The sequence below is a fragment of the Xanthomonas sp. LF02-5 genome, from assembly GCF_034105325.1.
Classification (GTDB): Bacteria; Pseudomonadota; Gammaproteobacteria; order Xanthomonadales; family Xanthomonadaceae; genus Xanthomonas_A; species Xanthomonas_A sontii.
In genome coordinates this window covers 1140485-1156024 of record NZ_JAXGGF010000001.1, presented here as the reverse complement: position 1 = coordinate 1156024, position 15540 = coordinate 1140485, and the positions used below count along the sequence as shown (strand labels likewise).

The window sequence follows — 15540 nt, the reverse complement described above, 5'->3', positions numbered from 1 at the left end:
TCCTCATGGAATCGGGATAATTCCGCACAGAGTCCGAAAATCAAACCGACGTCACGGCAGGAACATGATGCGGCCGGCACCTGCCGCCGACATCAGCGGCAGGTGCTGCAACCGAAGCGCCTGCGAAGGTCGGCGAGGTCGGTTCGATCGGCATGCACGCCTCACTTCAAGGCATGTCGCAGCGCTGCACATCCGCCGCGCTCGCCTGCGGCAAGCGCTGCGCCTGCGGCGCCAACATCTCCCACTCCTGCACCGCCAGTGCGGCGTAGCGCTCGCCGCCGCCGGATGCGTCCAGCTCCGCGCGCACGCAGCGCGTGGTCACCGGCGCGAAGCGCAGCGTCTGCCAGCGGCCGGCGACGGGTGCGCGCGTACTCTCTGCCAGCGGCCACCAACGGCCGTCGCGACGGTACTCCAACCGCCAGCGCGCCGGCGGCGCCACGCCGCTGTCCGCGCCCGGCGGATGATCGGCCCAGAACAGGATGCGGCTGCCCTGCAGCGTCACCGGTTGCGCCCAGCTGTATTGCAGCCATTGCTGCGGCGGGTTGTGCGGCGTCCAACTGCCCCATAGCTGCGGCGGCAACGGATTGCGCTTGACCCGGCCGTCGTTGAGCGCGGCGATCCAGTACTGGTGCGGGATGTCCGGGCCGTTGGACGCGCTGGCCTGCGCATAACGAGCGAGGTTGCGCTGCGGCGGCAACGGCGGCTGCGGCCGCTGCGTGGGCACCACCGGCAGGATCCGCGCCGGCTGCCGGGTGTCGTCCCACTGCAGCCGGTCGATCGCCACGCTGCGGCGGAAATGCCCGCCGCCCTTGGCGTCGGCGGTGTGGTACACCAGGTACCACTGGCCCTTGAATTGCACGATGCCCGGATGCGAGGTGGTCGAGGACACCGGCGGCAGGATCACGCCGCGATAGGTCCATGGCCCCAACGGCGACGGCGCGCTGCCGTAGGCGATGCACGCGTGGTACAGCGTCGGCGTGCAGTCCGACTCCGGCCCGGCATGGTTGTCGGCGTAGGCCATGTAGTAGGTGCCATTGCGCTTGAACAGCCACGGCGCCTCGAAGTAGCCGTCCAGCGTGGTCACCGCCACCGCCTGCCCCTTCGGCGTGACCATGTCGCGTTCCAGTTCGATGCCGAACAGCTTGCCGAAGGTGCCCCAGTACAGATACACGCGGCCGTCGTCGTCGACCAGGACGGTCGGGTCGATGTTCTGGATCGCGTTGGGCACCGGCAGCGACTGCGACAGGATCGGTCCCTGCGGATGCGCGTCGCGCCACGGCCCCAGCGGGCTGTCGGCCACCGCCACGCCGATCGCGAACGGATCGGCATTGCGCGAGTGTGCTTCCTGCACCGGCGCATACAGGTAATAGCGTTTATCCGGGCCCTGCACGATCTGCGCCGCGTAGGCGTGGCCGGGCGCCGCCCAGGCGAATACCTGCTGCGGGCGCAGCAACGTCGGGTAATGGGTCCAGTCGCCGCGGCCGACATCGTCGGTGACCAGCAGTTGCCAGCGGTCGATCACGAAGTCGTTGACCTCGGGTGCCGCCTCGTCGCGGCCGGCGATGATGTAGAGCTTGCCGTCGGCGACCAGCGGCGCGGGGTCGGCCGAATAGGCGCGGCCGTCGGCCAGGATCGGATTGCCCGGCGCATGTACCTGCCGCGACCAGGGCACCGCCGGTGTCGCGGCGATGGCCGCGGCAACGCCGATGCAGGCAGTGCAGGCCACCAACAGGCAGGCGACGGCACGGCGCACGGGATGGCGGTTCATGGTGTCGTCTCCGCCTCGATCACCAGCTCCAGCCGCACCGGCAGCGTCCCGGTGCCATCGCGGCCCCGCGCCTGTCCGACCACGCTCAGGCGTGCGGGCTTGGCATAGGCGGCCGGCGCCAGCGGCGCCCAACGCACCGGCACGCGCTCGCGCGAGCCGTCGTTGTACTGCACGGAGACCAGTTCCGGCAGCCCCGGCGCCTGCCCCGCAGGCACGTGCAGCGGCGGCGGCGCCTGCACGGTGGCGAGCTGGCCCGGCGCGGTCGCGCGGACCCAGATGCTGGCCGTCACCGGCACGCCGCCGTCGGCCAGGCCCTGCACCTGCACGCGGCCCTCGCCGGCCAGCGCCGCCGCATCGACTTGCGACCAGCGCACGCCCAGCCAGGCCCAGCTGCCGTCGGCGAAGTAGCCGGCGATGCGTGCCGGCAGCGTCGGCGCCTGCCCGGGCGCGATGCGCACGTCCACCGCTTCGGTCGCCACCGCGCGCTCGGCGAACACCTGCCATTCGTCCAGCCCGACCGCGTAGTGGCCCTCGCCCTGCGTCGCGGTCTGCAGCACCGCGCGCAAGGCCGTGGTAACCACCGGCGCGAACGTCACCCGGCTCGGCGCGCCATCGCCGTGCACCGGATAACCGCCGCGCACGGCGATGTCGCGCCACTGCGTGCCGTCTCGGTATTGCAACGTCCACGCGCGCGGCAACGCCACCCCGCCCTGCGGCTGGTCGTCCCAGAAATACAGCGCCGTGGCGCTCAGCCGTTGCGGTTGCGGCCACTCGTACTGCACCCACACCGAGGCCGGCTGCGCGCGTCCCCAACTGCCCCAGCGGCGGTCGGCGGCCGGCACCTGGTCCGGCGCCGGCAGCAGCCCATCGTTGAGCGCCTGCAGGCGGTGATGGCCGGCGGTGAACTGCGCGCTCGGCGTGGCCTCGCCCTGCACTTGCAGCGTCTGCCCGGCCGGAGCCGCCGCCGCGATCACCTTGACCTCGGCGTGCCCCTGCAACGCGCCATCGTCGGCCTGCAACTGCAAGGTGTAGGCGCCGGGCGCGGTGAAGCGCACCTCAGTCGTGGCCGCCTGCGGCTGCTCGAACAGCGCCGCACCGCCGGGCGGCGCCTGCAGCGTGCGCCAGTGCAGGGAAAGCGTGCCGTTCGGCAGCGCGTCGTCGCCGACCCGCCCGGCCAGGCGCACCACGCCGCCGGCACTGCTGCCGTCTTCCTGCCAGGCCTCGACCTCCGGCGCCTGGTTGCCGTGCACCGCCGGCGCCGCGGCGCCGCTGGCATAGGCCTGGAGCTCCTTGATGCCGGTGCGCAGTGCGCCGGCATGCGTGACCTGCAAACGCCAGCGCTGCGCGCGCAGCGGCGGGAAACGGATGCGGTTGCGGTTGCCCTGCGCGATCGGTGCATCGCGCACCTGGCCCGGCACGGTCTTCCACACGCCGGCGTCAAAGTACTGCAGCACGTACAGCCACGGCGGCGCGTAGCCCGCGCGCGTGCCCGAGGGAAAACCATGCTGTTCGCCGGGCGGCGAGGAGCTGCGATAGAAGTACACGCGCACGTCGTCCAGGGTCTGCGGGCGCTGCAGATCCAGCTCCAGCCAGTCACTGGCGGCAGGCGAACCGGCGGTCCCCCAGAACGGTTCGTTGGCGGTGCTGCCGTCGACCACGGCCGTGGCCGGGAATCCGTCGGTCGCGTAGCTGGCGCTGACTGCCGCGCCCCGCGCCAGGTTGCGCGCGCCGGGCGGCAACGCGATGTCGAGCCCCGCGTCGGCGAGGACCGCACCGATTCGCGCCGTGCCGGGAAAGCGCACCTGCTGCGGCGCCTGCAATGCCAGCCGATGCGCGGCCAGCACCTGCATCTGCGCGGCACCGGCATTGACCACATCCGGCAACACCTGCACGCGACCGCTGGCGGGGTCGTACAGCACGTGCGCCAGGCGATCGACGGTGAAAGCCAAATGCCCGTCCAGGCACAGCGAATAGCCCTTTGGCGCCGCTCCGCCGTAGTGACGGCCGTCGCGATCCCAGACGATGCTCAGGTCGCGATCGCGATAGCGCAGGCGGTCGGCGGCGAAATGATCCCAGCCGATGTCGATGGGATACAGCTCGATCAGGGCGTCGCTGCGCGGGCGCAGGCCCATCGCATCCTCGATCACGGTGAAGTTGGTGGCGCCGAGCTGGGTGTGGTGGATCCACGAGCGATAGCCGATGCGGCCGCCATCGGCGGCGCTGCCCTGCGCCCAGAATTCGTTCTGATCCGGGTAGCGGTTGTCGCCGTCGATGTAGTGCGCCCACGCGTTCCAGTACAGCAGCTTGCGGTAACTGGACGCATCCATGTATGGGCTGGGGTAGTCGCGCAATACGCTGCCGAGCAGGCGGAACGCCACGGTGGAATTGATCACCGAAAAATTGTTGCTGCCGCCAGCGCCGCGCGCCTGCGCATCGGCCTGGTTGGCGGTGTAGAACGGAAACAGCGGGAACTGCCGCGCATCGGCGAACAGGCGTAGCGCGCGCACGTACTTGGGGTCGTCGTCGGCATCGCCGTGCCTGGGCATCAGGCCGACGCTGAAGGGGTAATAGTTGTTGGTTTCCTTCCAGTCCACCGGCAGGCGCGGCTCATCGGCCTGCCGCTGCTTGAGCAGGTCGCCGTGCAGGCCCATGCCGTCGGCCTGTGCACTGTGGTCCTGCCACAGCACGTCCAGCACGGCGCGGCGGATCTTCGCCGCCAGCGCCTGCATGCGCGTGGCGGTGGTGGCATCGCCGGCCAACTGCGCGGCTTGCGCGGCGGCCAGCGCATTGGCGTACACGTACGCGCTCTCGCTGCGGTCCATGCGCGCTGCGCCATGGTGTTTGGCCCAGTCGAAGGACACCGCGTCGGCGTCGTTGCCGGTCATCGCCGCCCAGTCGTATTCGATCAAGCCGTTGCCGTTGCGGTCGTAGGCGCGCAGCAGCGCGTCCACGTCGTCGCTGGCGTAGCGCGCCAGTTGCCCGGCGATCGCCGGCGGCCCGCCGTGCACCTGGTAGGCGCGCCAGGCGGCGGCACTGAGGTACTGGGCGTAGGAATTGGACCAGTTCTCCGGCGCGCCGGGGTTGTCCACGTACTTGCCGCCGCCGGCGGTCTCGCCGGCGCCGAGCCAGGAGCCGTAGGCGTAGAGCGGATCGCGCAGGTACTTGAGGTCGTCGATGAACATGCCGGTGGTGAGCACGATGGCGTTGTCGTAGCCGAGCACGCCTTCGATCGCCACCGGGAACTGGTAGTCGTTGCCGGGCACCGCCGCGTCGAGGAAATTGAAGCGCAGCAGCCACCAGCGGTAGAACAGGGTCTTGTCGAGATTGTCCTCGGGCGTGTCCAGGTACGGCAGGTTGTCGGCCCACCAGCGGTTGTAGGCGACGACGTGGTCGCGGTAGGCCTGCTGCGGCGACTGCGCGGCGATGCGCCGGTATTCCTGCAGCGAGGCAGGCAGCTCGCGCGCGATCAGCCCCAGTTGCACCTTCAGTGTCGGCGCGGTGCCGTGCGCCGGCACCGCCAGCGGCCGCGCGATGCTTGCGCCATCGACCGCGAAGCCGTCGCCGGACAAGCGCGGAAACAGCGTGGTGATAGCGTTATGGGTGACGAAGGCGCCGGTCAACTCGGCACTGTCGGGATGCGTGGCCATCGGCGAGACCGCACGCAGGGTCAGGGTGTGCGCCACGCCGTCGACACTGGACACGGTGACTTCGGCCACCGCCACGTTCTGCTCGCTGATGAACTTGACCAGTTGCAGGCGCACGCCGCCACCGGCATACGCGCTGCTGAAATAGCTCGGCGTCTGTCGCCGCTGCGCGCTGTCCTCGACCAGCGCGATCGGCACGCCGTCGCGCTCCAGTTGCAGGCGGAACAGCGCGTCGTGGCCGGTCTTGTGCACGTAGGCCACGTCGCCCACGAAGCCAGGCTCCTCCGGCTTGTGCGTGTACAGGTAGGCGGCGCGGCCGCGGGTGAACAGCCAGTTGTTGCTGTCGCCGAAACCGCCGCCGGTGCCCTGCCGCGCCAGCAGGCGGTCGATCCAGAAATCACGGCCGGGCGCGCGGCCGGCACCCGCCGCCAGGTCGGCGGCGAACACCCGCTGCAACTGGCCCTGCCCCTGCCCCGGCGCGAACGCCACGCCGCTATCCGGCAAGGGATGCGCATCGCCCTTGAAGTGCGGCATGCCGATCGCGGCATTGCTGGGCTGCAGGCCTTCGCCGTCGAGGTCGCTGACGGCGGCTGACGCCGCCACCGCAGTCGCAGCGAACGACAGGCCAACCAGGAGAGCGACGGCGCCGCGTCGCACGCGCGATGCGGCGCCACCGGGGACAGGCATGCGACTCAAAACTCGGTCCTGATCCGCGCCCAGAAGTAACGCCCCAGCGTGTCGTAGGTGAACGCATCGGTGTTGGCCGCGCTGGCATAGCCGTAGTAGCGCGGCGGCGTGCGATTGCCGAGGTTGTTCACGCCCAGCGCCAGGGTGGTATGCAGGCTCTCGAACTTCCGGCTCACGCTGGCGTCGTGATAGGTCACCGTGCCGACCGGGAAGTACACGCAATTGCCGTCGGCGGCGGTGTTGACGCAGAAGTCCTCGTAGGCGCTGCCGACGGTGGTGCGCCCGATCAGCCGCGTGTTCCAGCTCGCGTGCCAGGGGCCGTTGTCCCAGTCGAGGGTGAAGTTGGCGCGCCAGCGCGGCAGGTTGCCGTAGCTGGATTGCTCGCCCACGTAGTTGTGCGGATCGCCGCTGAACGTGTAGCTGGACAGGTAGGTGGCATCGACACCGGCGCGGAAGCGGCCCCACGCCGTCTCCGGCAAGGCGTACTTGATGCCGACGTCGTCGCCGCGGATGTCGACCTTGCCGCTGTTGATCGCGAACGGCACGGTGACGCTGACCAGTTGCCCGGTGGGACCACGCTTGATCAGCGGGCAATAGGCGCTCTGGCCCTCGTAGCAGTTCTGCAGCACCTGATCCAGGCCGGTGCCGTTGATCATGTCGTCCAGGGTGACGCGCCAGCTGTCCAGGTTCAACGACAGGCCCTCGGCCCAGCCCGGGTCGTACACCGCGCCGATGTTGTAGGAGCGGCCCTGCTCGGGCTTGATCGCGAAGCCCGCGTTGGCCGAGCCGGTGGTGAGCACGGTGAAGGACGAGCTGTTGACGAAGCTGCCGTTGGTCGGCACGTTGGCGCAGGCCGCGGGATTGCCGCCGCCGGTGTAGCCGTTGCACGGATCGGTATAGGTGCCGGCGTCGTCGACCACGCCGTTGAACGGGGAGCCGTACAGATCGCCCAGCGCCGGCGCGCGGAACACCTGCGAGCCGGTGGCGCGGATCAGCAGGTTGTCGATCGGTCGCCATTCCAGCGCCACCTTGCTGTTGGTGGTGCTGCCCCAGTAGTCGTAGCGCGAGTAGCGCGTGCCCAGGTTGAGGTTAAGCGCCTGCGCGCCGGTCACGCCCTTGAGCAGCGGTACCAGCACTTCGGCATACGCCTCCTTGATGGTCTCGTCGTGGCCCTGGTTCATGATGCAACCGTCGTTGTAGTCGCAGTTGCCGTCGGCATCGGCCGCCGCCACCGGATTGCTGGTGCCCTGCGAGAAGCCGTTCTTGCGGAACGACAGGCCGAACGCGGCCTGCACCGCTCCGGCCGGCATCGCGAACAGGTCGCCGTTGACGCTGGCCTCGGCGAACTTCATCGTGCTCTCGTCGATCAGGTCGACCGCGCTCTGGGTAGCCTTGATGCCGGCGATGGTGGCCGGATCGTCCGGGTTGAACACGTTGATCGGGGTACAGCCGGCGATGACGTTGCCGGGCGTACCGCACTTGATGGTGCCGTCGCTGTCGCGGAACGAGGCGCCCACCGCGTTGTTGAGCGCCGAGGTGATGGAGAAGCCGTTGCGCACCAGGGTGTCCTTGTAGTGCGCGTAGCCGGCCGCCGCATCCCACTGCCAGCTGCTGTCGCCGAACTTGCCGCGCAAGCCGGCGACGATGTTGGTCTGGTACATCGTCGAGGTGTAGACGCGGGTGTTGGCCGGCACCGAACGCAGCAGGTAGCGGCTGAGCTGGGCGCCGAAGGGGTTGTAGTAGTTCTGCGCGGCGTTGGGCAGTTCCAGGCCGTAGGCGGTGAGCTGCGAGGTGGTCTCGCTGCGGGTCCAGAACATGTCCAGGTAGCCCTGCACGTTCGGGGTGAAATCGAACGTGGCGTGTGCAGAGGCGTTGGTGCGCTGCACCGGGGTGATCAGGTACTGCCCGGTGTAGGAGTTGTAGCCTTCCACCGCCTGGCTGTAGGTATGGAAGTCGCTGGCGGTGACCTGGCCCGGCGCCAGGTTGGCGTTGGGCGTCAGCACGCTGCCATTGCGCAGGAAGGCGCGGGTGCCGTTGCCGCGGCGCTCCACCACCTGGCCGTTGAGATAGTTCTGCGCGGTGCGCGCGTAGTCGCGATCGCTGTCGTACAGCGCGTTCATCGAGCTGCGGCTCACGCCCAGGATCAGCCCGCCGCGGTCCCAGGTCTTGCCCCACTCCAGGCCGAGCGAGCGCCGGTTGCCGTCGCCGTGGGTGCTCAGGCCGTAGTCGGCGGTGGCGGCGAAGCCGTCGTACTTGTCCTTGAGGATGATGTTGACCACGCCGGCGATGGCGTCGGAGCCGTACACCGACGAGGCGCCGTCGGTGAGCACCTCGATGCGCTCGACCATGGCCGCCGGAATCGCGTTGACGTCCACGCCGGGCGCGGCGGCGACGCTGCTGGCCGGCCCGGCCATGCGATGGCCGTTGACCAGCACCAGGGTGCGCTCGGGGCCGAGGTTGCGCAGCGACACCAGCGCGCGACCGTGGCTGAAGCCGGAGTTGAGCGCGACGTTGGGCATGTTGCCGGCCATCGCCGGCAGTTGCTGCAGCAACTGGCCGAGGGTGTCCTGGCCGCTGTCCTCGATGCGCTGGCGGTCGATGGTGATGACCGGGCTTGCGGTTTCCGCATCGACCCGGCGCAGATGGCTGCCGGTGACGCTGATGCGTTCCAGCGTGGTCGCCTGGCTATCCTGCGTCGGCGCATCCTGCGCCTGCGCCGCCGGCGCGAGCAGGGCCAGGGCGGTGCAGATCGCCGCGGCCAGCGGACCGGGCTGCGGCGCGGCGCGCCAGGAACACGGGAGCAGCGGCGCAACGCGTTCGAGCAAAGACGGCATCGGAAATCTCCTGAGCGGCAGCCTGGCGTTCGCCGGAACGCCGCCCTTCCCCAGGCGGGCGCCCCGTCGCCAGCGCGTGTGGCGGATACGAAAACGGACGTGTCCACGCATGCGCCGCCGGACGGGACGATCCCGACGCCGCCTGCACGGCGACGCGCACGACCCATGCGCTGCGTCCCCGGTGACGTGCAGGAATCTCCCCCTTGGACATTCACTGCACGGTCACAATGTGCGCGTAGGACGCGCGTGGCGTCTTGTCGTATTTATCGGGAAAACGTGCGGAATACCGCACTGCCCCGCAGGCAGGCGGGACGTTTCCGACTTTTTCGCCACTCAGCCGTAGACGGCGGAAATCGCCACCGTCGCCGCGCTGCCGGCCGGCACCAGCACGCGCTCGTTGCGCGGCCCGGACAGCGCCGCCGGCTGCCCGTCCAGTTGCACCTCCTGCAGGCGGGTGCCGGCCGGCACGCGCAGGGTCAGCCAGGTGCGTGCCGGCCGCTGCGCCGGCAGCGTCACGCGGCCGTCGATGCGCTTGCGCGCCGGATCCCCGCGCAGCGCCAGCGACACCCTGCCCCAGCGCGTCGGCGCGGCGTCGATCGCGATCGTCTCGCCGCTGCCCAGCCAGTCGCGCGGCACCGCCCGCGCCAGGAACAGTTCCTCGCCGGCGCTGTCCTCGAACACCAGCATCCAGCGCAGCAGCAGCGGGATGGTCAGCTGCGCCGGGATGCAGAACAGCGGCATGCCGCCGGTGATGCCGGTGACCTCGCCCGCGGTCCAGCTGCCGCGGGTATGCACGTGGAAGCGGTGCGCGTACAGGAACAGCAGGTATTCCTCGATTCGGTCCAGGCGCAGCAACTGCTGCGCGTAGCCGTAGGAGATGAAACCAAGCAGGTCGCGCGCCTCCGGGGTCGGCGCGGTGATGTTGCCGACCACACCGAGGCTGGTGCCGCCGTGGCCGCGCACGCAGTCGATGACCAGGTGCGCCAGGTCGTCGGGCAGCACGTCGGCCTGCAGCAGTTCTGCATAGGCGCGGTGCGGCCAGCCCTGCTCGCTGGGATGCTCCTGCTGCAGCGACTGGCGGAACGTCAGCTTCACCCCCGGCAGCGGGCCGATGTAAGGCGGCTGCAGATCGCGGCGGATGTTGCCACGCAGCGTGCGCAACAATTGCGCGGACAACTGCTGCGCGCGCCGCTGCCATTGCGCCGCGGCGGCCTGCCCGCCCGGCCCGGCGATGCCGCTCCACACCGCGGCCAGGTCCTGCCAGCCGCGCACCGTCAGCGCGCTGTTGGCGTAGTACGGCTTCCACCACACCTGCGGATCGGGGAACAGGCAGGCGTCGGATTCGTTCCAGCCGTGGAGCAGGCCATGCCCCGGTGCCGATGCCGGCAGGCGCAGGCTGGCGTCGTGCAGCTCGACCAGCACCTGCGCGGTGGCGGCGATCTTGTCGCGGTGCTTGCGCAGCAGCGCGGCATCGCCGGTGTAGCGCAGGTAGCGCGCCAGCAGCGACAGGGTCAACCCGAACTGGCCGGTCTCCGGGCCGCGCATGTTGACCATGCCGTCGGCCTGCACGAAGTCACTGAAATAGCCGTCCAGCACCGCCGCCGCCTGACTGAAACGCCCCCATTCCAGGTTGGCGTACAGCGAACTGGTGAAGGTGTCCTGGAAGCCGTCGTACTCGTTGCCGTAGTAGTCGCGGTCCACCGCGCCGTACTTGGGATAGGTGCCGCCCGGACGCACCACCAGTTCGCGGGCGAAGGCGAAGCGCGCCATGTCGCGCCAACTCGCATCCGGGGTTTGCGCCTGCACAGTGTCGGCGAGCTGCGCCTGCCAGTAGCCGGCGAAGGCGAGCAGACCGCGGTAGAAATCCTCGGCGCTGCGCGGGCCGCGCCGCGGCGGGTAGTCGGGATAGCTGTAGCCGTACACGACCTTGCTGACCTTGCCTTGCTCCACCAGCGCACTGCGGTGCCAGGTCTGCACCACGAAGCGGTCCTCGGCCAGCACGTCGGCGAACAGCAGGATGTCGTAGTAGCGGCCCTCGCCGGCCGGCACTACCTTGCGCACCGCCGGCATCCAGCCGCCGAGCAGGCCTTCGCTGCGGCGCCGCACCAGCTCGTCCTTGCCCAGCTCCGGGAACGCCTGGATCGCGCGATAGCAGCGGGTGCGCCCATCCGGGTACACCGGCATGGTGTCGGCGCACTCGCGGGTGCCGACGAAGGTGGTCCACGGCAGGCGCCCGTTGTAGTCCTTGGGATCCAGTTGCGAGGCCGGCGGCGGCGCGACGTCGCGCACCTCGTCGGCGCGGGGGTCGCCGTCGCGCAGCAGGCGATCGGCGAGCAGGTCGGCATCGGCCATCGCCACTTCGGCCAGGGCCATGCCGAAGTACGGGGCCTGCGCCGCAGGGAACACCGCTTCGGTGCGCTTGCCCAGCACCAGCGCCCCGCCCGGCCCGCGCAGGGTCAGATCGCCGTCGGGCTGGCGCAGGTCTTCGTACACCTCCCAGGTCGCGCCGGCCTCGACGAACCGGCAGTGCAGGGTGTGCCCGGCGAGGGTGTCGGCCGCCAACGGCTGCAGGTGCGGCGGCGCAGGCGCACGTGCGGCGCTGGCCGCTACCGGTGTCGCGGCGGCGCGCCCGGCCAGCACTTCCACACCGGCGACCGCACCGACCGCCAGGCCCTGACGCAGGAAATCTCTCCGATCCATCTACCGTCCCCGATGCAATGCGATCGTCGCATCGTGCGCGGTGCGCGCCGCAGCGTCTTGTGCGCTGTACCGAGGATGGATGCGGAAAATCGCATAGCCGCGTGATCGCGGCGATGTTGCGCTGCGGGAACGCAACGCGTCGGCGACGGCTTACGCGAGCACGTCGAGCAGGCTGCCGATGCTGTCGTCAGCCGCGCGCAGCACGCGCGCATTGGCCTGGAACGCGGTGCGCTCGGTCAGCGTGCCGACCATGTCGTCGACCAGATCGCTGCCCGGCCCACCGGCCTGCTGCACCTGGCCGACCACGCCACCGCCGGCGCTCGCCTGGTTCACCGGCACCGAACGCTGGAACCCGTCGGTGGCGAGATTGGCGATGTTGTTGGCGCGCACCTGCAGCCCGGACGTGGCAGCGCGCATGCCGGACAGCGCGAGCGAGGAACTGGGAGCGATGGCGGTCATGGCAGGCCGTGGCACAAGGAGACTTGCCGGGATATCGGCCGAGTTCGCCGCATCTTTAGGGGCGGGAGTCGGGATTGGGGATTCGCAGGAGCGAACGCATCGGCGCCGAGAGCGAAGGCCCCTCTCCCGCCGGGAGAGGGTTGGGGCTGAGGGTACGGAAGCGCCGCGATGCCTGCGAAACCCCAATGCCTCCTCCGCCCCCTCATCCGCCCCTGCGGGGCTCCTTCTGCCGAAAGGTCAAGGAAACACGTCGAAGTATTGGCGATCGCGATCCACCCATCCATCAATTGTGCGATCGAAGTCAGATGATATTGCTGCCCTGTTCGCAGCGGACCGCGGATGGATCGCCACGTCATTCGGCCAAATTAATGTGTCATAAATATGAAATTATCTTGACGCCTCTTGAATGAACTGTTAATTTTATTTTCCTTAAAAATTCAGGGTATATATTCCGAAATACAAAATTCATTAAATAAAATTAGATTTCTTATCGAATTCCACTTGATTCACTTGACTCACTTGCAAGAGAGAAGAATGAAGATTTATAAAAAATCAGTCGTGGCATGCGCGTTGTTTTCCATTGCTGGAGCAGGCAATTGCGGAATAGGCGAGAACTCGTGGTTCTTCATGCCCTTGGAAAAAGTAACCTATGACTTCACCGCTGGCGAAGAACACATGGGCCTTGAAACAGGATGCGATTTCTTCGCCCCCGGCAATATCTTTTTTGCGATCACATACTCTGGCACGCCTGCAGCCGAAAAAAGAGTCTATGTCGAAACCGACGACCCCAGAAACGTCACGTACGACAAAGCCGCAAAGACGTTCTACGTCACAAATCCAAAGCGCATGGCAATAGGACTCCCCTATGGCGGAACCTACACCATTAAAAATCGCTCATTAGCGACGATCAAAGGCACCAACTGTGACGCCGGATTTTATTAAATCCACGATTTCCGAATGATCCGATGCCGCCACCGGAAGGCGGCATCTCTGACATTCATGCAGGCGCGCTCTACTTATCGCGCAACGCGTCCGTCCACGCCATTCCAACGCGGCGTCGGCTCCCCCAGCAGATGCTGCACGAAGAAGTCGTACTGGCGTCGCTGGACGTAGTCGATGGGACCGGTGGAGCGGCCGACGGTGTGTTCGCCGCCGGGCACGGCGAGCAGATCGAAGTCCTTGCCGGCCTTGATCAGTGCGTCCACCACCTGCGCGGTCGAGGCCGGGTCGACGTTGCTGTCCTGCTCGCCGACGATCAACAGCAGGTCGCCGCGCAGCTTGGCCGCATTGTCCACGCCGGAGGCGCGTGCATAGCTGGCGTCCACCGGCCAGCCCATCCACTGCTCGTTCCAGCTGATCTTGTCCATGCGGTTGTCGTAGCACCCGGCATAGGCCACGCCGACCTTGTAGAAATCCGGATGCCGCTCCAGCGCGCCCAGCGTGCTCTGCCCGCCGGCCGACGCGCCGTAGATGCCGACGCGGCCGATGTCGTAGGACGGATCCTGTGCGGCCAGCGCCTTGTGCCAGGCGATGCGGTCGGGGAAGCCGGAATCGCCGAGGTTCTTCCAGGCCACGTCGTGGAAGGCCTTGGAGCGGTTGGCGGTGCCCATGCCGTCGATCATCACCACGATGAAGCCCAGGTCCGCCTGCGCCTGCATGCCGATCTGCTTGTCGCCGCCGGAGTGATAGCCGAACGGCCAGAAGGTCTTGGGCACGAAGGAATCGTGCGGGCCGGCGTAGATGTTCTCGATCACAGGGTACTTCTTGTGCGGGTCGTAGTCGCGCGGCCGCACCACCATGCCCCAGATGTCGGTCTTGCCGTCGCGACCCTTGGCCACGAAGGTCTGCGGTGCGCGCCAGCCGGCGGCCTGCAGCTTGCGGATGTCGCCGCGCTCCACCACCTGCAGCAGGCGCCCGTCGATGGCATGCAGTTCCATCACCGGGGCCATGTCCGGACGCGAATACACGTCCACGTAATGGCGCCCATCGTCGGCGATGGCCACGTCGTGGTCGGCATCGGCCTGGGTCAGCCGGGTCAGGTGGCCGCCGTCGAAATCCACCGCGAACAGTTGCCGATAGTACGGATCCTTGCCCGCATCCATGCCGCTGGCGGTGAACCAGATGCGCCGCTGTGCATCGTCCACGCGCAGCACGTCGCGCACGATCCACTCGCCCTTGGTGATCTGCGTCTTGATCCGGCCGCTGGCACCGTCGAACAGGTACAGGTGGCGCCAACCATCGCGCTCGGAGATCCACAGGATTTCCTGGCCCAGGCCATCGACATCGTGGTGGTAGCTGCGGTCGGCGTACACGAAGGTCTTGGCGTCCTCGCCCACCGCCACATGCGCCTTGCCCGTGGATGCGTCCACCGCGATCGCGCGCATGTGCTGGAAGCCGCGCTGCACGTAATCGAACACGAAGCTGGCGCTGTCGCGTCGCCACTGGATCGGCGAGAGCTGGTACGGGTTGGCGAACAGCGCGTCGTCGATGGGCAGGCGCTTGGGCGCACCGCCGCGCGCCAGCGCGCCGAGGTCGAACAGCACCGGCCGCTCGATGTCCACCGCATCGCCGGGCTTGGGATACAGCTGCGTGCGCACGATCGGCTGGCCGCCGCCGGGCGGCGCCGCCTCGACCCGGGTGACGCGGCGGGGGAAGCCGGGCTTCACCCGGTACAACGCCAGCCGCTGCGAATCCGGCGACCAGGCAATCGTTTCCGGGTCGTAGAAATCGTCGCTGCGGCCATCGTCGGCCAGGCGCAGCGTGTGGCCGTCCGCCACCGCGCGCAGCATCAGCGCATTGCCGTCGACATAGGCGTCCCAGCGTCCGTCCGGCGAGCGCCGCGGAGTGGCATCGGCCGGCACGCTGAGATCGCGCACCACACCGAAACCGCGCGGCCGCGTCTGCGGGCCGCTGTCGGCCCGCGCGCAGACGTAGGTGGTGAGCCTGCAGCGCCACGGCGTCTCATCGAGCTCGAAGGCGATCGCCGCCTGCGGCTGGCCGCCATCGGCGACGTAGGCGAAGCGCGTGAACGGCAGCCGCAGCGCCGGATAGGCGGTGCCGGTTGCCGCGCCCAGCGCGCGCGCCAGCCGCGCCTGGTCGAACGCCGGCTGCTTGCGTTGGCTGGCCACGTCCTCAACCTCGAAGGCGAAACCGCCCGGCACGGTCTTGCGGTAGTAGAACGCGCCGTCGTCGCGCCACTGCGCCGGCCAGGTCACGTTCTCGGTCAGACCGATCCAGGCTTCGCGCAAGCCCAGCGAGCGCTGGTAGTCGGCGACGCTGGGCGCGGCCTGGGCGGCGCCGGCGCAGCAGGCCAGGGCCATGACGAGGGAGACAACGAACTTGTTCATGCGGTTTCCAAAAAATTTCATGAAGCGCTTGTCTTCCATAGGGGCGGCTCTAGCCGCGACGGGCGTTCCCGATAACGTCTGTCGCAACCAATCACAACAAA

General features: G+C 68.6%; 7 protein-coding genes. 1 reads left to right on the top strand and 6 read right to left on the bottom strand.

Annotated elements, in window-relative coordinates:
- Positions 1 to 166 precede the first annotated feature (166 nt).
- The 5 genes from SLW52_RS05070 to SLW52_RS05050 form a co-directional block, all read right to left on the bottom strand.
- Complete coding sequence (locus SLW52_RS05070) at positions 167 to 1768, bottom strand: family 43 glycosylhydrolase (protein WP_320739257.1); 1602 nt, start codon at positions 1766 to 1768, stop codon at positions 167 to 169.
- Positions 1765 to 5946 (bottom strand): Ig-like domain-containing protein, encoded by a 4182-nt coding sequence (locus SLW52_RS05065; RefSeq protein WP_320739718.1) that lies wholly within the window; start codon positions 5944 to 5946, stop codon positions 1765 to 1767. The genes SLW52_RS05070 and SLW52_RS05065 overlap by 4 nt, the downstream gene beginning before the upstream one ends.
- Positions 5947 to 6104: 158 nt before the next feature.
- Complete coding sequence (locus tag SLW52_RS05060; RefSeq protein ID WP_320739258.1) at positions 6105 to 8933, bottom strand: TonB-dependent receptor; 2829 nt, start codon at positions 8931 to 8933, stop codon at positions 6105 to 6107.
- A 333-nt stretch (positions 8934 to 9266) separates the two neighbouring features.
- Positions 9267 to 11633 carry a Tat pathway signal protein gene (locus tag SLW52_RS05055; RefSeq protein WP_320739259.1) on the bottom strand — a complete coding sequence of 789 codons (2367 nt, stop codon included), beginning with the start codon at positions 11631 to 11633 and terminating at the stop codon, positions 9267 to 9269.
- Between the two features lie 150 nt (positions 11634 to 11783).
- A complete protein-coding gene (locus SLW52_RS05050; RefSeq protein ID WP_267084817.1) occupies positions 11784 to 12092 on the bottom strand; it encodes a flagellar basal body protein in 309 nt (102 codons plus the stop codon).
- Positions 12093 to 12626: 534 nt separating this feature from the next.
- Here SLW52_RS05050 and SLW52_RS05045 point away from each other — a divergent pair.
- Positions 12627 to 13034, top strand: coding sequence for a hypothetical protein (locus tag SLW52_RS05045; RefSeq protein ID WP_320739260.1), 408 nt, complete (start codon positions 12627 to 12629; stop codon positions 13032 to 13034).
- Between the two features lie 74 nt (positions 13035 to 13108).
- On the opposite strand, the gene SLW52_RS05040 is transcribed toward SLW52_RS05045, so the two are convergent.
- On the bottom strand, positions 13109 to 15439 hold the full coding sequence (locus SLW52_RS05040; protein ID WP_320739261.1) for a DPP IV N-terminal domain-containing protein: 2331 nt from the start codon (positions 15437 to 15439) through the stop codon (positions 13109 to 13111).
- Positions 15440 to 15540: the final 101 nt, after the last annotated feature.

What these genes read in the sequence shown, in the direction of transcription:
- SLW52_RS05045 (WP_320739260.1), top strand. Translation starts at nt 12,627, where the DNA reads ATGAAGATTTATAAAAAATCAGTCGTGGCATGCGCGTTGTTTTCCATT.
- SLW52_RS05065 (WP_320739718.1), bottom strand. Translation starts at nt 5,946, where the DNA reads ATGCCGCACTTCAAGGGCGATGCGCATCCCTTGCCGGATAGCGGCGTG.
- SLW52_RS05050 (WP_267084817.1), bottom strand. Translation starts at nt 12,092, where the DNA reads ATGACCGCCATCGCTCCCAGTTCCTCGCTCGCGCTGTCCGGCATGCGC.
- SLW52_RS05070 (WP_320739257.1), bottom strand. Translation starts at nt 1,768, where the DNA reads ATGAACCGCCATCCCGTGCGCCGTGCCGTCGCCTGCCTGTTGGTGGCC.
- SLW52_RS05040 (WP_320739261.1), bottom strand. Translation starts at nt 15,439, where the DNA reads ATGAACAAGTTCGTTGTCTCCCTCGTCATGGCCCTGGCCTGCTGCGCC.
- SLW52_RS05055 (WP_320739259.1), bottom strand. Translation starts at nt 11,633, where the DNA reads ATGGATCGGAGAGATTTCCTGCGTCAGGGCCTGGCGGTCGGTGCGGTC.
- SLW52_RS05060 (WP_320739258.1), bottom strand. Translation starts at nt 8,933, where the DNA reads ATGCCGTCTTTGCTCGAACGCGTTGCGCCGCTGCTCCCGTGTTCCTGG.